This window comes from Kribbella sp. NPDC026596, from assembly GCF_040638415.1.
Taxonomy (GTDB): domain Bacteria; phylum Actinomycetota; class Actinomycetes; order Propionibacteriales; family Kribbellaceae; genus Kribbella.
The window spans coordinates 108,447-126,397 of record NZ_JBEZYF010000019.1; the positions used below are offsets into that span (position 1 = coordinate 108,447).

Sequence of the window (17,951 nt, forward strand, 5' to 3'; positions counted from 1 at the left end):
ACCGCACCAGTGATTTCCAGGGCTCAGGGCTTGCGGGCGAGTCCGACCAGCATGAGTTGGCCCGCGCCCGCCGGGCTGAGGTTCTGATCAGCCTTCGGCCACCAGACGGTCAGGTCGACCAGCCCCGGCCCCACCAGGTCGAGACCAGCGAAGAAGCCCGCCACCTCGTGCCAGGTACGGAACCGTACCCGTGGGAAGGCTTCCTGCAGCTTCTCCTCCATCGCGGTCGAGAACTCGGCCAGCCGGCTGCCGTCGCGTGGGTTGAGCGGATGCGAGAGCGCCAGGTACGACCCGGACGGTACGGCGGCCAGGTACTCCGCGATCACCCGCTCGATCCGGTCCGTGTCCGAGATGGAGTGCAGCACCAGCCCGAGGATGATCCCGACCGGCTTGGTCAGGTCGAGTCCGCCGGTGACGGCCGGGTCCTTGAGAACGGCGCCCGGGTCGGTCAGGTCGGCGCCGACGAAGTAGCTGGTGCGGTCGTCGGCGAGCAACGCTCGACCGTGGGAGATCGCGGTCAGGTCGTTGTCGACATACACGACGGCCGCTCTCGGGTTCGCCCGGACGGCGATCTCGTGGGTGTTCTGCCGGGTCGGCAGGCCGGCGCCGAGGTCGAGGAACTGGTGGACCCCGTCGGTGCTCAGCCGGCCGATCACCTCGGTCAGCCAGCGCCGGTTCTCCCGGGCCAGCTCGGGCGCCTCGGGTGCGATCTTGACCAGGTCCTGGAACAGCCGGCGTTCCACCTCGAAGTTGTTCTTGCCGCCGAGGAACAGGTCGTACAGCCGCGCCTCGGACGGCCGCTCGAGGTCGATCACCTGGTCCCGGTCCGGCATCGCCTCGATCCACCTCGTTTCCCGAATCCGAAAACGTCGATTGTCCGGAAGGCTACCGCCAGCCCGTACCACGGTCGCGCCAGGGCTGCGTCGCGGAACCCCGGCCCGGCCCGTCCCACCCCACGGGAGATCCGGACCAATTCCCTGGCAAGCGCTTGCCAAGATCCGCGCGCACCCACAGACTGAGCGCCTCATCCGGACACCGCCCCGAACCTCCCGGAGGAACCATGCATCGCCGGACCTTCCTGTTCACCACTCTCGGCGCCGGCCTCGCCGCCACGCCGGCCACCGCTCTCGCCAGACCCAGCAGCACCACCGCGACCCACGCCCGCGCCGTCCAGGTACGCACCCTCGACGAACTCCGGAAGGCGATCGCCGCGGCCAAGCCCGGCGCCGAGATCGTGCTCGCCAACGGCACGTACGACGTACCCGGCGATCAGACCATCGCCGTCACCGGCAGGCGCGGCACCGTCGACGCGCCGATCACCGTCCGGGCCGAGTCACGTGGCGGGGTGACGCTGACCGGGAATCGCGGGTTCGTGTTCGCGGACTCGTCGTACGTCGTCGTGAGTGGGTTCAACCTGCGGCAGAAGACCACGTTCGAGATCCCGACGAGCTGCCACCACGTCCGGATCAGCCGGAACGACTTCCAGCTCGCCGATCTCGAGGGGATGCACTGGCTGATGGTCCGCGGCGACGCGACCACCGTGGAGCGCAACCACTTCCACGGGAAGTCGACACTCGGCGTGTTCCTCGGGGTCGAGGGACCGGGCTCCGACGGCATGGCCCGCGGCGTGCACATCGTCCGCAACTACTTCTCGGATCACACCTTCGCCGGGGACAACGGTGGTGAGCCGATCCGCCTCGGACTCAGTGGACGGTCGCTGAGCGAGGCCGGCGCGGTGGTCGAGGAGAACCTGTTCGAGCGGTGCGACGGCGATCCGGAGGCCATCTCGGTCAAGTCGTCCGCGAACACGATCCGGCACAACACGATCCGGGACAGCCTCGGCGGGATCGTGCTGCGGCACGGCAACAAGACCCGGATCGACGGCAACTTCATCCTTGCCGGGAGCAACGGAATCCGGATCTACGGCAACGATCACCTGGTGGTGAACAACTACACCGAGCAGATCGGCGGATCCGGCATCGTGCTGGGCAGCGGCAGCGTCCGCGACCACAAGCCGGAGGACTCGCCGGACAGCCGCCGCGGCAACGACGCACCGGACCGGGTGACCATCGCCCTCAACACCATCCAGTCCTGCGGCACGGCGATCAGCGGCGAATCCCAGCGCACCCTGCCACCCTTGGGCTGCACGATTGCCGACAATCTTCTTGTCGGCAATGCTGGCCAGCAGTTGGTGTCGATGCCATACCAGGAGGGCATCACCTGGTCCGGCAACCTGTGCTGGGGCGCCGCGGCCGAGGGCAACATCCCGGCGTCGGGCTTCAGCCGCAAGGATCCGAAGCTCGCCACTGGCTCCGACGGGATCCGCCGGCTCACCTCGGGAAGTCCCGCGATCAACGCCGCCGGCAAGACCTACCCGACCGTGACCCGCGACCTCGACGAGCAGCCCCGCACCGGCCGAGCCGATGTCGGCGCCGACGAGTACAGCCAGGCTGCTGCGCACAACCGCCCGCTGACCTCGGCAGACGTAGGTCCCGCCTCGCGATGAGTTTTCTCCGGCTCGCTCGTCTCAACAACCAACACCCGACGAGCGAGCCGCCACCCTTCCGTTCTTTCCCTGCCCTGCGATGAGTTTCTTCCGGCCCGCTCGTCTCAACGAACTACAACCACGAGCGACCAGGAGGAAACATGGCGAAGGTTTTGTATTCGGTGACGATGTCGGTCGACGGTTTCATCACCGGACCGGACGGCGACATGCAGTGGATGCGCCCGTACCTCGGCCCCAACCCCGAGGTCGACGAACTGGTCCCCCGGATCGGTTCGCTGCTGATCGGCCGCCGTTCACACGACGGCGACGACCCGCACAAGGGTGAGACCGGCGAAGGGCAGGCCTTCGGCGGTGGGTGGAGCGGACCGATGTTCGTCGTCACCCACCGCCCTCCGGCCATACCCGAGCCCGAGATCACGACCGTCGACCAGTTCCCGAAAGCACTCGCTCTCGCCAAGGAGGCGGCCGGCGAGAAGTACGTCAACGTGATCGGCGCCAGCATCGCCAGGCAGTGCATCGAAGCCGGCGAACTCGACGAGGTCCTGCTGATCTATGCCCCGGTCATGCTCGGCGACGGCACCCGCCTCTTCGACCACCCCGGCGGCCGAACCGTCCGCCTGGACCGGATCAGCTGCACCGAGAACCCCTCGGCGACCAACCTCTGGTTCACGGTGACTCGCTAGAAGTCCGCGGCGGTCGTGTGCATGACGGCCCGGATCTCGACGCACCGGCCCGGAGTTCGGCTGTCGGGGAGCAGACGGGCGAGCTCCAGCGCCCGATCATGGGTCTCGACGTCGATCAGGTAGTAGGCGTCGATGGACGCGGGAGCTGCCCGATCCGGCACGCGGACGGCCAGTTGAGGATGCGCGAGTACCTCACCGCCAACCAGTTCGCCGGCGTCGTACGCGGCTCGCTCGAAGTCGTCGCGGCGCAGGCACGGGTCTGCGTCACCCTGCAGGATCAGTAGGAATTTCATCGGCGCACTCCTCTCACTCCTAGGACGGAGTCGAGGCCGCGGTTTTGACATGATGGCCCGATGTTCGTGCGCACCGAGCGGCTGACCCTGCGCCGCTTCACCCATGGCGACGCCGAGGCGTTCGCGGCGTACCGGTCGGATCCTGACGTCGCCCGGTACCAGTCGTGGGACGCCCCGGTGCCGCCGGACGACGCGATCCGGAAGGTCGACGAGTTCGCCACCGGCGACCCGGAAGCGCCCGGCTGGTTCCAGTACGCAGTCGATCTGGACGGCGTACTGATCGGGGATCTCGGCCTCAACCTGGACGAGAACCTCAAGCAGGCCGAGCTCGGCTTCACCCTGGCTTCGGAGTACCAGGGCCAGGGCTACGCAACCGAAGCCGTGCGCGGGCTACTCGACCACCTCTTCGTCGAGCGCGAGCTGCACCGGGTCTCGGCCGAGTGCGATGCCCGCAACACCGCGTCGGCCCGGCTGCTCGAGCGTGTCGGCTTCCAGCGCGAAGGGCTGCGGCGATCGCACACCTGGTTCAAGGGTGAGTGGACCGACGATCTGCTTTTCGGGCTACTCCGCAGCGACTACCTCAGCTGACCGCCGCCCACGCCCGCGCGGTCAACCGGATCGACCCATCCGCCTCGATCGGCAACCGCGATCGCACCGCCTCCCGCAGAGCATCCTGGTCCAGCTCGTCCAGGGAACGCAGGTACGCCGGCGCCACGCCGGTCCCCCCGAGGAACGGGTGCCAGTAGTCGTCGAACGACGAAAACACCGTGGGTACGACGATGTCGCGCGTACGGACCGTGGAGAATCCGGCCTCATGGAACAGCTCCTCGAGGCCCTCCGCCGTACAGAACGGGAAGCGAACACCCTCGTCGTGATGGCGATCCTCCGGACGCAGCTCGAGCATCGCGTCGAAGAAGTACCGCATCAACTGCATGCCGTCCGCGTAGTCCCACACGTAGACCGCGACCGTCGAACCGATCTCCCGCATCCGGCGCAGTGCCTCGACCCGCTCGGGGATGAAGTTGAGCACCAGCCCGGCGACGACCACGTCGTACGGGCCGTCGGGGAGCTCGGCGGCCGAGCGGACCTCGAAGCTCACCCGCTCATCGCGGACGGACTCCCGCGCGTACTCGACGAAGCCGGCCGATGGGTCGACCCCGAGCACCGACGCCGGGTCCGCTGTCCGCAGGATCGTGCCGGTCAGAGCGCCCGTACCGCAGCCGACATCAAGCCAGCGCAAGCCCGTCGGCCGGTCCAGCCAGCCGACGAACTCCTTGGCGACCACCCGGCTCCAGCGGCCGACGTACGACTCGTAGATCTCCCCGCTCGACCACTCATTCATTTGCGCAGGATAGGACCGGATGGCGGCAGGGAAACACCCGTCAGGCCCTCCGCGACCTTCCACAACCGTGCGTTGGACTCCGGGTCCAGGGCGTTCTTCGGAGCGGTGACCAATTTGGTCGGGCCGACCAGGCCGAGCCGGCCGGACGGGCCGTAGTACGCACCCGGCTGGGCATCCGGGCTGGCCGCGGCGAACAGGAGCGGCTCCGTGCCGACCTCGACGCCCTGCGACGGCAGCGGGTTGAAGCGCTCACTCAGCAGGATGAGGCGCGAGGGCCGCTCCCGGCCGAGCGACGAACCGGCTGTCTGCAGGTTCGTGCGGGTGAAACCGGGGTGTGCGGCAACGCTCAGCAGGCCCCAACCGCGCTCGGCGGACAGCCTGGCCAAGTGGTTGCTCATCATCAGGTTGGCGAGCTTGGACTGCGAGTACGCCGCCATCCGGCGATAGCGACGTTCCCACTGCAGGTCGTCGAAGTGGATCCGGCCGAAGTTCGCCGCACCACTGGCCATCGTCGCGATCCGCGGCGCGGGCGCGGCGAGAACGAGCGGCAGCAGGCGGACGGTGAGCGCGAACGGTCCGAGGAAGTTCGAGCCGAACTGCAGCTCGAAGCCGTCCTTGGTGGTGATCCGGGTCGGTGGGTGCATCACGCCGGCGTTGTTCACGAGCAGGTCGAGCTGCGACTCGTCGGCGGCGAGCTTCTCGGCGAACTCCTGGACCGAGGCCAGGTCGGCGAGGTCGATCCGGCGGACCTCGAGCCGGGCGTCGGGGTGCTCGGCCAGGATCTCGGCTTTGGCGGCTTCACCCTTGGCCGGGGTCCGGACCGCCATCACCACCCGCGCGCCGGCAGCAGCCAAGCGCTTGGTGGCCTCCTTGCCGGTGCCGCTGTTCGCGCCGGTGACGACGACGAGCTTGCCGCTTTGGTCCGGGACGTCGTACATATCCGCTCCTCATAAAAGACTGGTGGTCTGTTACGAGATCGACGTTATCAGACCGCTGGTCCGATAACAACAGACCGACGGTCTGTAGAATGTGAGCGTGACGACATTCCAGCGCGCGCGGAGCGCGGAGCAGCGGGCGGTCCGGCGGACCGCGATCCTGGCGACGGCGGCGACGATGCTGACCGAGATGCCGGTCGCGGACCTCAGCCTGAACGAGCTGAGCCGCCGGGTCGGCCTGGCGAAGTCGAACGTGCTGAACTACTTCGAGTCCCGCGAGGCTGTGCTGCTCGAGCTCTCCAGCACGGAGCTCACGAGCTGGGTGGAGGAACTTACGGCCGCGCTGGCGGACATCCCTGCCGCGACGCCGCTGGACCAGCGGGCGGAGCAGTTGGTAGAGGCTGTGGTTCGCACGGTGGTCGGGCGGCCGGTGTTGTGCGATCTGATCAGCGCGCAGGCCTCGGTGCTGGAGCGGAACATCTCGACCGAGACGGCGCTGACGTTCAAGCGCGCGGCCGCGGTCGCGTACGCGCGGATGATCGAGGTGGTCGTCGGCGCCGTACCGGAACTCGGCGCGGAGGGAGCAGGCCGCTTCATCGCCGCCGCGAGCATGCTCGCCGGTGCGATCTGGACCCACTCGCATCCCGTCCCAGCGATCGTCGCCGCGTACGAGGCGGACCCGTTGATCCGTACGGTCCAGATGGAGTTCGAGCCGGCGCTGCGCGACAACCTCTGGCTCCTCCTCCAGGGCGCGCTCCCCCGCCTCACCTAGTAGAGGCGGGGGCGCCCGAGGGGTGTTACGGCAGGTAGTAGTTCGGGTTGGGGAGCTTGAAAGCGCGGTCGGCGAAGCCGCCCTTGAGGTCGGAGAACTGGTCGCCGAAGTTCGCCACGATGTCGTAGCCGAGGGACTCGATGTGCGCGCGGGTGGCCGACTTGTAGTGGATCGTCGTACACGAGCCGTTCGGGTCGGCGGCGCAGGCCTGCTTCAGGTAGTCCGGGTAGTCGGCGACGGCCGGCTTGGTGAACAGGCCGTCCTCACCGTTGCTCAGGGCGGTCGGCTTGGGGTAGCCCGCGTCGACACCGATGCCGTCCGCGGTCAGGTTGCCCAGCGTCGCCTGCTCCTGCGCGGCACCGCGGCCGGTCAGGAAGAAGATCGCGTAGCCCTCACGCTCGGCGGTCTTCACCAGGTCGACCATGCCCGGTACGGCGGGGAACCGCTGGTTCAGCACGAAGTCCGCGTTGGTCGCCGGGTTGAACGCCCAGTTGCTGAAGATCTCGTAGTTCCAGGTCGCCAGCGAGGTGTCGTCGACGTCGAGCAGGATCGCCTTGGTCTTCTTGGTGTGATGCGACGCCGAGATCCAGCGGGTGCCCGCTGCGGCGACCGAGCGCGCCTCCTTGGCGTAGTTGCTGTCCGGCGCGAACGTACCGCTGCCGAGCGGATCGCCGTAGTAGTTGCGCAGCTGCTGACGCAGAACGTCGATGTTGGTGACCTGCTTCTCACTGCGCGGCGTCGACGTCTGAATCGCCGGCTGCGGCGACGCGGCCCCGGCCGAGTACGCGACTCCACCGACGACGGACGCCATCGCGACAGCGGCGACGCCGGTCAGAACCACTCGACGGGACGGCCGGCGCCAGGAACGGATGACCATGGTGACCTCTCCAAAACGAGCTGATGCTTGCCAGGGCAAACTAACTCCATTCGGCACCAATACACCCGCTCACACCCTCAACTTCAGGGGAATCCTCCGTTTCAGACCTGCTTCACGTAGCGGTGGCACGGCACCGGCAACGTCCCGGTCTCGACGGTGGCCGGGTAGTCGAAGGCACCGCCGTCGGCCCAGCCACTGCGCTCGTAGAACCGCCGGGCGCGGGCATTGCCGGTGGCGACCGCGAGCCACGCTTCCCTGTGTCCGTGGGCTTTCACCTGCCGCTCGGCTTCACTGAGTAGCGTCCCGGCTACTCCGGATCCACGATGATCGCGCGACACGTACACCTGCTCGACCTCATCCCCCACCACCATCACGAACCCGGCCACCTCGTCGCCGACGACCGCGACCGTTGTATCGGCGATCCGGTCCGCGGCCCGGGTCCAGAACGACTCCTTGGTCCGAACCGCAACCAACTCCTCCGGCACATGCCCGATGTGCCCGTCCCCCCACCCGGCGTACCAAATCGCCGCAACGGCATCAGCGTCATCGGGTACGGCGGCGCGCACGGTCACAGTCATGCAGTCAGCGTAAGCACCAGCGAGGCACACGCCATGACCAGAAAGAACACCGCAAGCCCGAACTGCGCGGTGAAGTCCGCGGCTCGCACATGCGTGTACAAGGCGCACACGAAGAACAGCACCAGCCCGATCGCGGCAGCGGCCACCAGCACCGGAAGCCCCGCAATCAAACCGGCGAGAAGCCCGGCGGCCCCGGCGGTCTTCAACGTCCCGATCGGGAACGTCAGCCATGACTCCGGAACGTCGGCCTTCGCCATGCCGGGCAGAATCGCCTGCCAGTGCAGGAGAGCCGCGATTCCGGAGAAGGCGTTCAAGGCAACGGTCACGGCGACAACGGCAACGGCGGCAGCGGTCATCTCAGTCCACCGCCAGCCGCGCGAGCTTGTCCGGATTGGTGACGGCGTAGATGCCCGTCACCTGGTTGCCCTCGACCTCCAGCACGATGACCGCGAAGGGCGTGTCACCCGACAGCAGCAGCGCCGACGGATCACCGTTGATCGTCCGGTACTGGACGCCGAGTGACGCGACCGGCCGGCGCCGTCCGTCGCCGATGATCAGCGGAGCGATCTTGTCGCGCCCCAGCATCGGTCGAAGGCCGGCCGCTCGAGCCTTGCCTCCGCCGTCGGCCCACAACGTGACGTCCGGCGCGAGCACCTCCATCAACGCATCCAGATCCCCGCCGACCACAGCGTCGATGAACCGCTGGGTCACCTCCAACCGGACGTGCGGATCCGCAGTGAACCGGGGTCGCCGCGCCTGCACGTGTTCTCGGGCTCGATGCGCCAACTGCCGCACGGCCGCCGGGGTGCGATCCACGATCTCGGCGATCTCGGTGTGTGCGTACCCGAACACCTCGTGCAGCACGAAGACCGCCCGCTCCAACGGCGTCAGGGTCTCGAGTACGACGAGCACCGCTAGCGACACCGCCTCGGCCCGTTCGGCCGGATCGGCCGGAGTGACCACGGGCTCGGGCAGCCACGGCCCGACGTACTCCTCCTTTCGCCGGTTGATCGCCGTACGGCGAGCCAGCGCAGCGTTCACCGCGATCCGGACCAGATAGGCGCGCGGATTCTCCACCCCGGACCGTCCGGACCACGCCAGCCAGGTCTCCTGCAGCACGTCCTCGGTGTCGGCGACGCTGCCGAGGATGTTGTAGACGATCGAAAACAGCAACTCGCGCTGGGCGAGGAACACCTCGGTCTCATCGTTGGTCATCACACCCGCTAAGAGTCGTCCGGGCCGGGAAGTGTGACATCAGTCGAGGGAGGCGAGGTGGGTGGAGAGGTCGTCGACCATGCGGGCGAGGAGGCGCGTCAGGTCGCGGCGGTCGGCGGCGGGCCAGTCGGACAGGGCCTCGGCGAACCAGCCGAGGACGACGGCCAGGTACTGACTCGCCGCGTCCTGGCCGCGGTTGGTGAGGGCGATCAACCGGGCGCGCGCGTCGGCCGGGTCGACCACGCGTTCCACCAGACCCTCCTTCTCGAGCACCTGGACCTGCCGGGTGACATGTGGTCCCTCGACCTGCATCCGGTTCGCGATCTCGCCGATCCGCAGGGGTTCGCCCGCCGCGTTGAGGATCATCAGGATCGTCATCGCCGGCCGCTCCAGCGTGACCCCGGCTCCGGCCCGGGCGCGCTCGTACAAACGCCCCCGGCCGAGCGTGTTGCTCAGCCGGGTCAGCTGCGGCAGCAGTTCGGCCAGCACGTTCTCCATCGAGACCTCGCTTGAATAGTTACCTAAGTTAGGTATATGTTTCTCGCATCCCCATAAGCCTACCTAAGTTAGGTAACTACCATGATCGATGTCCTCATCGTCGGCGCCGGCCCGACCGGCCTGACCCTCGCCTGTGACCTCGCCCGTCGTGGCATCCCGCACCGCCTGATCGAGCGCTTCGACGGCCCGAGTACGGCGTCCCGCGCCAAGACCATCCAGCCACGCGCCCTCGAGGTGATGGACGACCTCGGTGTCGTCGACCGCATCCAGGAACTCGGCGCCACCCACGTCCCCACCCGCCACTGGGACCACGCGCGGGTCATCTCCGAGGCGCTCGAGGCGGCCATCGGCGTACCGCCGTCGCCCGACGTCCCGCACCCCGCCCCGATCTGGATCTCCGAACCGTTCATCGAGGGTGTCCTCCGCGATCGTTTGACCGAGCTCGGTGGTCAGGTCGAATTCGGCGCTGCCGCGACGAGTCTGATCCAGTACGACGACCACGTCGCGGTGTCGAGTGGCGCCGACCGCATCCACGCCCGGTACGTCGTCGGCTGCGACGGCGGCCAAAGCACGATCCGCCGGCTCACCGGGATCGCTTTCGAAGGTACGACGTACGACCGGCAGCGCTGGCATCTGGGCGATCTCCAGATCGACGGCCTGGACCGGCATTGCCAGCACGTCTGGATGTCACCCGAGCACGGCGTCCTGTCGCTCTTTCCCTTGCCCAGCACGAATCTCTGGCAGTTCCAGTCCTCGATCGACACCGCGATCGAGGAGCCGGAGCAACCATCGCTCGAGCTGTTCCGGTGGATCTTCGCCGAGCGCGCGGGCGTGCCGGGCGTCCGGCTGCACAGTCCTGGCTGGCAGTCGCTGTACCGGATCAACGTGCGGATGGCCGAGCGCTACCGCGACCGCCGGGTCTTCCTGGCCGGCGATGCCGCGCACGTCCACTCCCCCGGCGGCGGCCAGGGCATGAACACCGGCATCCAGGACAGCTACAACCTGGGCTGGAAGCTGGCCGCGGTCCTCGACGGCGCGCCGGACGGCCTGCTCGACACCTACGCCGAGGAGCGGATGCCGGTCGCCCGCAAGGTCCTCGCGGACAGCACCGCCCGAGGGCGCATGGTGATGCAAGCGGCGGCGGACAACAATGGTTCCCACGCCCTGCGCAACCTGACCGACGACTTCACCACCGGCCTGACGATCGCCTACCCGGACAGCTCCCTCAACCTGACCGACCACGCCGGTACGCGCGCACCCGGCGGCGTTCACCGCGGACCGGACTGGACAGTGTTGGCCGATGGCAACCAATCACTGCTGGTCCGGCCCGACGGCTACATCGCGGCCTGCGGACCGCTCGACACCATCGAGAAGTATCAGGCCGGGTCGTATGCCAGGTTCGGACGGAGCCAGCGCTCGACCTCGTCGACCGACAGGCCACGCCGTACGGCGTAGTCCTCGATCTGATCGCGGCCGACGCGACCGACGCTGAAGTAGCGGGACTCGGGGTGCGCGAAGATCAGGCCGCTGACGGCCGCGGCCGGCGTCATCGCGAACGACTCGGTCAGGCCGAGGCCGAGCTTGTCCGCCTCCAGGAGGTGGAAGAGCTCCTGCTTCTCGGTGTGATCCGGGCTGGCCGGGTAGCCGAGCGCGGGACGGATCCCGCGGAACCGCTCCGCGTGCAGATCCTCCAGCACCGGTTCGGCGTCCGGCTCGAACCACGCCCGCCGCGCCTCCAGGTGGATCCACTCGGCGAAGGCCTCCGCCAGCCGGTCGGCCAGGGCCTTCACCATGATCGCCCGGTAGTCGTCGTTGCGTTCCTCGTACGACGCGGCCAGCGCCTCGGCACCGTGGATCGCGACGCCGAAGCCACCGAGGTGATCACCGGCCGGCGCGACATAGTCGGCCAGGCAGCGGTTGTGCCGCCCAGCCGGCTTCTCGGTCTGCTGCCGCAGCATCGGGAAGGACACGTCCAGCCCGTCCAGCAGGATGTCGTCGCCCTCACTGTGCGCTGGCCAGAACCCGTAAACACCCTTGGCGGTGAACGAGCCGTTCGCGATGATCTCGTCCAGCAACGTGTTCGCGTCGTCGAACAGTTCCCGCGCGACCGGCTGGTCGAGGATCGCCGGGTACTTGCCCTTCAGCTCCCAGGCCAGGAACAGGAACTGCCAGTCGACCATCGCCCGGAGCGTCTCGATGCTCGGGGACACCCGGCGCAGTCCGGTGAACGCCGGCACCGGGAGTTCGCCGTACTCGACCGGCTCCTTGTTGGCGCGGGCCTGCTCGATCGTCAGCAGCGGGCTGCGCTGCTTGTTGGCGTGCTGCTCGCGCAGCCGCTCCTGCTCGATGCTGTTGCTCTTGGCAAGCGCTTCGGCGCGCTCCTCGTCGAGCAGGTCGGAGACGACACCGACCACCCGGGACGCGTCCAGCACATGCACCGTCGTCCGGTCGTACGCCGGAGCGATCCGGACCGCGGTGTGCTGCTTCGACGTGGTCGCGCCGCCGATCAGCAGCGGGAGCTTGAGCCCACGTCGCTGCATCTCGGACGCGACGGCAACCATCTCGTCCAGCGAGGGCGTGATCAGCCCGGACAGCCCGATCGCATCGGCGCCCTCGGCAACGGCAGTGTCGAGGATCCTTGCCGCCGGCACCATCACGCCGAGGTCGATCACCTCGTAGTTGTTGCAGCCGAGCACGACGCCGACGATGTTCTTGCCGATGTCGTGCACGTCGCCCTTGACCGTGGCCATCACGATCTTGCCCTGGCCGCGGACCGCTTCGGCGCGTCCTTCCAGCCGGGCCTGCTCCTTCTCGGCCTCCATGAACGGTTCCAGGTAGGCGACCGAACGCTTCATCACCCGGGCGCTCTTCACCACCTGCGGCAGGAACATCTTGCCGGCGCCGAACAGGTCGCCGACGATCTTCATCCCGTCCATCAGCGGGCCCTCGATCACCTCGAGCGGCCGCGGCAACTGCTGCCGGGCCTCCTCGGTGTCGGCCTCGATGTAGTCGACGATGCCGTGCACGAGCGCGTGCGACAGCCGCTCCTCGACAGTGCCTTCACGCCAGGACAGGTCGACCTCGCGCTTGGTGCCCTTGCCCTTCACGTTCTCGGCGAAGCTGACCAGGCGGTCGGTGGCGTCGTCGCGCCGGTCGAAGATCACGTCCTCGACGAGCTCCAGCAGGTCCGCCGGGATGTCCTGGTAGACCGCGAGCTGGCCGGCGTTGACGATTCCCATGTCCAGGCCGACCTTGCCCGCGTGGTACAGGAAGGCCGAGTGCATCGCCTCACGGACGATGTCGTTGCCGCGGAACGAGAACGACAGGTTCGAGATGCCGCCGCTGATGTGGACGCCCGGACAGCGTTCTTTGATGAGCGGGAGCGCGTCGATGAAGTTCTTGGCGTAGCCGTTGTGCTCGGCCATGCCGGTGGCGACGGCCAGCACGTTCGGGTCGAAGATGATGTCCTCGGGCGGGAATCCGACCTTCTGCGTCAGCAGGTCGTAGGCCCGGCCGCAGATCGCCACCTTGCGCTCGACCGTGTCAGCCTGGCCCTGCTCGTCGAAGGCCATCACCACGGCACCCGCGCCGTAGTCGCGGATCCGCCGGGCGCGCTCGAGGAACTCCTCCTCGCCCTCCTTCAGGCTGATCGAGTTGACCACGCCCTTGCCCTGCACGCATTTCAGCCCGGTCTCCAGCACCGACCACTTCGAGCTGTCGATCATGATCGGGATCCGGGCCACCTCGGGCTCGGTCGCGATCAGGTTCAGGAAGGTGGTCATCGCCTGCTCGCTGTCGAGCAGGTCGGCGTCCATGTTCACGTCCAGCAGGTTCGCGCCGCCGCGGACCTGCTCCAGTGCGACGTCAACCGCGGCCTGGTGGTCGTCACCCTCGATCAGCCGGCGGAACCGCGCCGACCCCGTCACGTTGGTCCGCTCGCCGATCATCACGAACCCGGTGTCCGGCCCGATCTTGAACGGCTCCAGCCCGGAGAACCGGGTGGTGTTGTCAGCCGGAACGACGGATCGCGGGGTCAGCTCCTTGACCGCGTCGACGATCCGCGCGATGTGGGCCGGCGTCGTACCGCAGCACCCGCCGACGATATTGACCAGTCCGGACTCGGCGAACTCCTGGAGCATTCCCGCGGTCTGCTCCGGCGTTTCGTCGTACCCGCCGAAGGCGTTCGGGAGGCCGGCGTTCGGGTGCGAGGCGACGTACGTGTCGGCGAACCGGGCCAGGTCGGCCACGTGCGGACGCATCTCGGCGGCGCCGAGCGAGCAGTTGACGCCGACGACGAGTGGCTTGGCGTGCTCGATCGAGCTCCAGAACGCCTCGACCGTTTGGCCGCTCAGGGTCCGGCCGCTGAGGTCGACGATGGTCACCGAGATCCACAGCGGTAGGTGCGGCGCGACCTCGCGGGCCGCGGCGACGGCCGCCTTCGCGTTGAGGGTGTCGAAGATGGTCTCGATCAGCAGCAGGTCGACGCCGCCTTCGGCCAGCGCGGAGATCTGCTCGGCGTACGCGTCCCGCACCTGCTCGAAGGTCACCGCGCGGTACGACGGGTCCTCGACGCGCGGGGACAGCGACAGCGTGACGTTGAGCGGGCCGATCGAACCGGCTACGAACTTGCCGCCGACCTCGTCCGCGGCCTGCCGGGCCAGGCGGGCGCCGGCGACGTTCATCTCCCGCACGTACGCCTGCATGCCGTAGTCGGCCTGACCGATGCTCGTCGCGGTGAAGGTGTTGGTCGTGGTGATGTCGGCGCCGGCCGCGAGGTACTGCCGGTGGACGTCGAGAATCACGTCCGGCCGGGTCAGGTTGAGCAGGTCGGGGTCACCGGTGACGTCGTGGGTGTGGTCGCCGAAGCGGTCGCCCTGGAAGTCCTCGGGCCTGAGCTTGGCACCCTGCAGCATCGTGCCCCACGCGCCGTCGAGCACCGCGATTCGCTGATCGAGCAGCTCCCTCAGCGCGGTTTCACTCATCTGCCGTCCCCTCCAGAAAAAGATTCCGGAGGCGCCCTTGCAGTCAGTGCTCCAGGTCGAGCGTGGCGGACCTGGGTCCGTTGCAGCGCCTCTCGGCCTGGTTGCCCCATGTTAGCGGCGTCACACGCTCAACCAAGCACCCCTGTCCACATCCTAAGACCCCTGCCCAACCCCTGAGCGGGCTAGTAGATGAGGGTTTGGATGGGTGGGGCGTAGAGGTTGGCGATTGCTTCTGGGGTGGCGGTGGCGATCGGGCCGGTCTTGTCGAGGGCCATCGCGGCGCCGAGGCCGAGTAGTTGTGCGGTGATCAGGCCGGCTCGGAGCTCGGCGTCCGGGCCGGTGAGGCGGAGGGCGACGGCACGCGTGACCTGGTCGCGGAAATGCTCACGGATCAAGGCGCGTTCGTCACCGCTACCGGCCGCGAAGATGACTCGGACGAGCAGGTCCTGGTTGTTGTCGCGGCGGTAGTTCACCAGCGTGAGTACGGCGTGCCGCCCGAGCTCCTGATCCGGCGCGGTCAGCAGGAGCTCGGCGGCCTCGCTGAAGTCGGCGACCTGCTCGAACAGCGATTCCTTGCTGCCGAAGTGCTTGACGATCAGTGCGGCACTCACCCCGGCGTCGCCGGCGATCCCGCGCAGTGTGACCGCGTTGTACGGCTGGCGCGCGAACGCCTTCCGCGCGGCCCTCAGGATCGCGGTCCGGCCCGGGTCCGTCACGACGTACCCACCTCGACCGGCGCGGGACGCCGTACCGGGATCAGCAGCACCAGACCGGCCGCGACCACGGCGGCGACGCCGGCGATCGCGAAGACGATCAGGTACGCCGACAGCGCGGGCGCGACCTGACCGGCCCTGCTGATCGTCACTCCGGCCAGCACGGTCGCCACGATCGTGCTGCAGATCGCGGAGCCGATCGTGCGCATCAGGGTGTTGAGGCCGTTCGCCGCGGCCGTTTCGGTCACCGGCACAGCATGCATGATCAGGGCCGGGAGTGCCGAGTACGCCACCGCGGTTCCGGCCGACACCACGGTCGCCCCGGCCACGATCCCGGCGACATTGCCGCTGGTGAACAATCGGACGACGTACCCGGCGGCCATCAGCACCGACGCGATCGCCAGCGTGAACCGCGGCCCGCGCGCGTTCGAGATGCGGGCCGACACCGGCGACAGCAGGACCATCGCGACACCACCGGGGAGCAGGCACAGGCCGCTCACCACGATCGACTCGCCGAGCCCGTACCCGGTCCACGTCGGCTCCTGGACCAGCTGCGCGGTCGACAGCGAGTTGGCGTAGAACGAGAACCCGATCAGCAGGGCGCCGAGGTTGGTGAAGAGTACGGCGGGGCGCACCGACACCCTCAGATCGACGAGTGGGCTGGTGGTCCGCAGTTCGTACCAGACCCACAGCGGGATATCGCGATCGCAACGACGGACAGTCCGGCGATGGACGTCGTACTCCAGGTGTTGCTCTTGGAGACGGCGAGCAGCAGGCAGACCAGGAACGCACTCAACCCGAGCGCGCCGAGAACGTCGAACCGCCCGCTGGTCCGGACCGCGGACTCGGGCACGATCAGCAGCACCAGGACGATGTCGAGCAGGCCGAGGCCGAGGTTGATCCAGAACATCGTGTGCCAGTTCGCGTACTCCACCACAAGCGTCGCGGCCGGGATGCCGAATGCCGCGCCGACGCCGAGGGTCGAGCTCATGATCGCGATCGACGGGATCACCCGGCGCGGGGGCAACTCGTCGCGCAGGATGCTGATGCCGAGCGGTACGACGGCGATCGCGGCGCCCTGGAACGCCCGGCCGACGATCAGCACCGGAAGCTCGGAACTGCCGGCGCAGAGGAACGAGCCGATCACCATGGACGACAGCGCGATCAGCAGTACGCGGCGCTTGCCGTACATGTCACCGGCCCGCCCGAGCAGCGGCGTGAACACCGCGCCGGTGAGCAGCGTCACCGTGATCAGCCAGCTGACGTCGGAGGCGGGGCTGTTGGTGATCTTGGGCAGCTCGGGCAGGAGCGGTACGACGATGGTCTGGCTGATCGAGACGAGGACGCCGCAGAAGGCGAGCGCACCCAGAATCAGGCGTGGATGGACGGCAGGGCGGACGGTCAAGCTGGGTTCCTCACGGCGGTGAACATCTGTTTACTTTCTTTCAGGGTAAACGACCGTTCACCTCGGCTGGAAGTGGCCCAGGAGACCGCTCACCAACTGGACCACGGCCGCCGTGGGTTTGCTCCCTACGGTGATGGCATGAGGATCTTTGTCGCCGGCGCGTCCGGCGTGGTCGGCCGGCTGCTCGTCCCGCTCTTGGTTGCCCAGGGCCACGAAGTGACCGCCCTCAGCCGCCGGGAGCGTGCGGTGGGTTCAGACGCGCGGACCGTCGTCGCGGATGTGTACGATGCTCCCGCACTGCGGACCGTGGTCGCCGCGGCGCGGCCTGAGGTGGTCATCCACCAGCTGACCGACCTGACGTCGCGCGACTTCGCCGCCAACACCCGCATCCGCCGCGAAGGCACCCGCAACCTGGTCGACGCCGCATTGGCCACCGGCGCCCGCCGCGTGATCTCGCAAAGCATCGCCTGGGCCTACGAACCCGGCGACACCCCCGCGGTCGAGTCCACACCCTTCGACCTGTCCGCCGCCGATGGCGGCCGCCGCGCATCAGTCGAGGCAGTCGCGGAGTTGGAATCCATCACCGCCGAAGCCCCTGAGTGGGTAGCCCTCCGCTACGGCATGCTCTACGGGCCCAACACCTGGTACACCAAGGGCGGCCTGATGGCCGACCTCGCCGCCACCGGCAACCTCCCCACCGGCCCCGACATCACCAGCTTCCTCCACGTCGAAGACGCCGCCCACGCCGCCGCAGCCGCCCTCCACTGGCCCTCCGGCCCCGTCAACATCGTCGACAACGCCCCAGCCCCCGCCACCACCTGGCTCCCCACCTTCACCGAATCCATCGGAGCCCCCGCACCCTCCCCCACCCCCGCCGCGAGTCGCACACCGTGGGCACGCGGCGCCTCCAACACCCACGCCCGCACCAACCTGGGATGGACCCCCATCCACCCAACCTGGCGCACCGGCTTCCTCAACTGACCCCGACGCGGGTTGCGACTGGCTGGGCGGCGGGTGGCTGGACAGCGGGGAGCTGGGCCGCGGTGGCTGGGTGGTGGGCTGCGGGTGGCGGGGAGTTGGGGCTGCGGCTGGACGTGGTGATCGGGCCCGGCGCTCTTGGGGAGGAGCGTCGGGCCCGATCGTTCGGTCCGC

Annotated in this window: 19 protein-coding genes and 1 riboswitch; of the genes, 6 read left to right on the top strand and 13 right to left on the bottom strand. The window is 68.4% G+C overall.

What is annotated here, in order from left to right; all coding sequences use genetic code 11:
* Window positions 1-23 precede the first annotated feature (23 nt).
* Complete coding sequence (locus AB0E63_RS18375) at window positions 24-833, bottom strand: SAM-dependent methyltransferase (RefSeq protein ID WP_360366993.1); 810 nt, start codon at window positions 831-833, stop codon at window positions 24-26.
* Window positions 834-1,060: 227 nt separating this feature from the next.
* On the opposite strand from AB0E63_RS18375, the gene AB0E63_RS18380 reads away from it, so the two are divergent.
* A complete protein-coding gene (locus AB0E63_RS18380) occupies window positions 1,061-2,506 on the top strand; it encodes a polysaccharide lyase 6 family protein (RefSeq protein ID WP_360366996.1) in 1,446 nt (481 codons plus the stop codon).
* A gap of 140 nt (window positions 2,507-2,646) precedes the next feature.
* The gene (locus tag AB0E63_RS18385) at window positions 2,647-3,189 is read left to right on the top strand and encodes a dihydrofolate reductase family protein (RefSeq protein WP_360366999.1); all 543 of its coding nucleotides are present in this window, start codon (window positions 2,647-2,649) and stop codon (window positions 3,187-3,189) included.
* On the opposite strand, the gene AB0E63_RS18390 is transcribed toward AB0E63_RS18385, so the two are convergent.
* A complete protein-coding gene (locus AB0E63_RS18390; protein WP_360367002.1) occupies window positions 3,186-3,482 on the bottom strand; it encodes a hypothetical protein in 297 nt (98 codons plus the stop codon). The two genes, AB0E63_RS18385 and AB0E63_RS18390, sit on opposite strands and share 4 nt — an antisense overlap.
* A gap of 60 nt (window positions 3,483-3,542) precedes the next feature.
* Here AB0E63_RS18390 and AB0E63_RS18395 point away from each other — a divergent pair, with 60 nt between their 5' ends.
* Window positions 3,543-4,070: a GNAT family protein gene (locus tag AB0E63_RS18395; protein ID WP_360367005.1), complete on the top strand. Its 528-nt coding sequence runs from the start codon at window positions 3,543-3,545 to the stop codon at window positions 4,068-4,070.
* Here AB0E63_RS18395 and AB0E63_RS18400 read toward each other — a convergent pair.
* Together AB0E63_RS18400 and AB0E63_RS18405 are read right to left on the bottom strand one after the other, a co-directional pair.
* Complete coding sequence (locus AB0E63_RS18400; RefSeq protein ID WP_360367008.1) at window positions 4,063-4,824, bottom strand: methyltransferase domain-containing protein; 762 nt, start codon at window positions 4,822-4,824, stop codon at window positions 4,063-4,065. The two genes, AB0E63_RS18395 and AB0E63_RS18400, sit on opposite strands and share 8 nt — an antisense overlap.
* On the bottom strand, window positions 4,821-5,762 hold the full coding sequence (locus AB0E63_RS18405) for an SDR family oxidoreductase (RefSeq protein ID WP_360367011.1): 942 nt from the start codon (window positions 5,760-5,762) through the stop codon (window positions 4,821-4,823). Before AB0E63_RS18405 ends, AB0E63_RS18400 begins: the two co-directional genes overlap by 4 nt.
* 97 nt (window positions 5,763-5,859) lie before the next feature.
* Here AB0E63_RS18405 and AB0E63_RS18410 point away from each other — a divergent pair, with 97 nt between their 5' ends.
* Window positions 5,860-6,531 (top strand): TetR family transcriptional regulator, encoded by a 672-nt coding sequence (locus AB0E63_RS18410; RefSeq protein WP_360367014.1) that lies wholly within the window; start codon window positions 5,860-5,862, stop codon window positions 6,529-6,531.
* Window positions 6,532-6,556: 25 nt separating this feature from the next.
* On the opposite strand, the gene AB0E63_RS18415 is transcribed toward AB0E63_RS18410, so the two are convergent.
* The 5 genes from AB0E63_RS18415 to AB0E63_RS18435 form a co-directional block, all read right to left on the bottom strand.
* Window positions 6,557-7,408 carry an HAD family acid phosphatase gene (locus AB0E63_RS18415; protein WP_360367017.1) on the bottom strand — a complete coding sequence of 284 codons (852 nt, stop codon included), beginning with the start codon at window positions 7,406-7,408 and terminating at the stop codon, window positions 6,557-6,559.
* A 101-nt stretch (window positions 7,409-7,509) separates the two neighbouring features.
* Entirely contained in the window at window positions 7,510-7,986 is a 477-nt protein-coding gene (locus AB0E63_RS18420) for a GNAT family N-acetyltransferase (RefSeq protein ID WP_360367020.1), read from the bottom strand.
* On the bottom strand, window positions 7,983-8,342 hold the full coding sequence (locus AB0E63_RS18425) for a DoxX family protein (RefSeq protein WP_360367022.1): 360 nt from the start codon (window positions 8,340-8,342) through the stop codon (window positions 7,983-7,985). Before AB0E63_RS18425 ends, AB0E63_RS18420 begins: the two co-directional genes overlap by 4 nt.
* Before the next feature lies 1 nt (window position 8,343).
* Window positions 8,344-9,201, bottom strand: coding sequence for an RNA polymerase sigma factor SigJ (gene sigJ, locus AB0E63_RS18430; RefSeq protein ID WP_360367025.1), 858 nt, complete (start codon window positions 9,199-9,201; stop codon window positions 8,344-8,346).
* Window positions 9,202-9,240: 39 nt separating this feature from the next.
* Window positions 9,241-9,699, bottom strand: a complete 459-nt coding sequence (locus AB0E63_RS18435) for a MarR family transcriptional regulator (protein WP_360367028.1) — start codon at window positions 9,697-9,699, stop codon at window positions 9,241-9,243.
* A gap of 81 nt (window positions 9,700-9,780) precedes the next feature.
* On the opposite strand from AB0E63_RS18435, the gene AB0E63_RS18440 reads away from it, so the two are divergent.
* Window positions 9,781-11,154, top strand: coding sequence for an FAD-dependent monooxygenase (locus tag AB0E63_RS18440; RefSeq protein WP_360367031.1), 1,374 nt, complete (start codon window positions 9,781-9,783; stop codon window positions 11,152-11,154).
* Here the strand turns inward: AB0E63_RS18440 and metH are convergent.
* The 4 genes from metH to AB0E63_RS18460 all read right to left on the bottom strand — a co-directional run bounded on the left by metH (window position 11,076) and on the right by AB0E63_RS18460 (window position 16,799).
* Complete coding sequence (gene metH, locus AB0E63_RS18445; protein ID WP_360367034.1) at window positions 11,076-14,681, bottom strand: methionine synthase; 3,606 nt, start codon at window positions 14,679-14,681, stop codon at window positions 11,076-11,078. The two genes, AB0E63_RS18440 and metH, sit on opposite strands and share 79 nt — an antisense overlap.
* Window positions 14,682-14,703: 22 nt before the next feature.
* A riboswitch (S-adenosyl-L-homocysteine riboswitch) is annotated at window positions 14,704-14,781 on the bottom strand.
* Window positions 14,782-14,863: 82 nt separating this feature from the next.
* Window positions 14,864-15,397 (bottom strand): TetR family transcriptional regulator, encoded by a 534-nt coding sequence (locus AB0E63_RS18450; RefSeq protein ID WP_360367037.1) that lies wholly within the window; start codon window positions 15,395-15,397, stop codon window positions 14,864-14,866.
* Window positions 15,394-16,140 (bottom strand): MFS transporter, encoded by a 747-nt coding sequence (locus tag AB0E63_RS18455; protein ID WP_360367093.1) that lies wholly within the window; start codon window positions 16,138-16,140, stop codon window positions 15,394-15,396. The genes AB0E63_RS18450 and AB0E63_RS18455 overlap by 4 nt, the downstream gene beginning before the upstream one ends.
* The gene (locus AB0E63_RS18460) at window positions 16,038-16,799 is read right to left on the bottom strand and encodes an MFS transporter (protein ID WP_360367040.1); all 762 of its coding nucleotides are present in this window, start codon (window positions 16,797-16,799) and stop codon (window positions 16,038-16,040) included. The genes AB0E63_RS18455 and AB0E63_RS18460 overlap by 103 nt, the downstream gene beginning before the upstream one ends.
* A 138-nt stretch (window positions 16,800-16,937) precedes the next feature.
* On the opposite strand from AB0E63_RS18460, the gene AB0E63_RS18465 reads away from it, so the two are divergent.
* Window positions 16,938-17,780: an NAD-dependent epimerase/dehydratase family protein gene (locus AB0E63_RS18465; RefSeq protein ID WP_360367043.1), complete on the top strand. Its 843-nt coding sequence runs from the start codon at window positions 16,938-16,940 to the stop codon at window positions 17,778-17,780.
* The last annotated feature ends 171 nt before the right edge of the window (window positions 17,781-17,951 follow it).

Bases quoted from the DNA above. Each gene is read 5' to 3' on its own strand.
- AB0E63_RS18415 (WP_360367017.1), bottom strand. From the start codon at position 7,408: ATGGTCATCCGTTCCTGGCGCCGGCCGTCCCGTCGAGTGGTTCTGACC.
- AB0E63_RS18425 (WP_360367022.1), bottom strand. From the start codon at position 8,342: ATGACCGCTGCCGCCGTTGCCGTTGTCGCCGTGACCGTTGCCTTGAAC.
- sigJ (WP_360367025.1), bottom strand. From the start codon at position 9,201: ATGACCAACGATGAGACCGAGGTGTTCCTCGCCCAGCGCGAGTTGCTG.
- metH (WP_360367034.1), bottom strand. From the start codon at position 14,681: ATGAGTGAAACCGCGCTGAGGGAGCTGCTCGATCAGCGAATCGCGGTG.
- AB0E63_RS18375 (WP_360366993.1), bottom strand. From the start codon at position 833: ATGCCGGACCGGGACCAGGTGATCGACCTCGAGCGGCCGTCCGAGGCG.
- AB0E63_RS18420 (WP_360367020.1), bottom strand. From the start codon at position 7,986: ATGACTGTGACCGTGCGCGCCGCCGTACCCGATGACGCTGATGCCGTT.
- AB0E63_RS18440 (WP_360367031.1), top strand. From the start codon at position 9,781: ATGATCGATGTCCTCATCGTCGGCGCCGGCCCGACCGGCCTGACCCTC.
- AB0E63_RS18380 (WP_360366996.1), top strand. From the start codon at position 1,061: ATGCATCGCCGGACCTTCCTGTTCACCACTCTCGGCGCCGGCCTCGCC.
- AB0E63_RS18390 (WP_360367002.1), bottom strand. From the start codon at position 3,482: ATGAAATTCCTACTGATCCTGCAGGGTGACGCAGACCCGTGCCTGCGC.
- AB0E63_RS18385 (WP_360366999.1), top strand. From the start codon at position 2,647: ATGGCGAAGGTTTTGTATTCGGTGACGATGTCGGTCGACGGTTTCATC.
- AB0E63_RS18435 (WP_360367028.1), bottom strand. From the start codon at position 9,699: ATGGAGAACGTGCTGGCCGAACTGCTGCCGCAGCTGACCCGGCTGAGC.
- AB0E63_RS18465 (WP_360367043.1), top strand. From the start codon at position 16,938: ATGAGGATCTTTGTCGCCGGCGCGTCCGGCGTGGTCGGCCGGCTGCTC.
- AB0E63_RS18395 (WP_360367005.1), top strand. From the start codon at position 3,543: ATGTTCGTGCGCACCGAGCGGCTGACCCTGCGCCGCTTCACCCATGGC.
- AB0E63_RS18400 (WP_360367008.1), bottom strand. From the start codon at position 4,824: ATGAATGAGTGGTCGAGCGGGGAGATCTACGAGTCGTACGTCGGCCGC.
- AB0E63_RS18405 (WP_360367011.1), bottom strand. From the start codon at position 5,762: ATGTACGACGTCCCGGACCAAAGCGGCAAGCTCGTCGTCGTCACCGGC.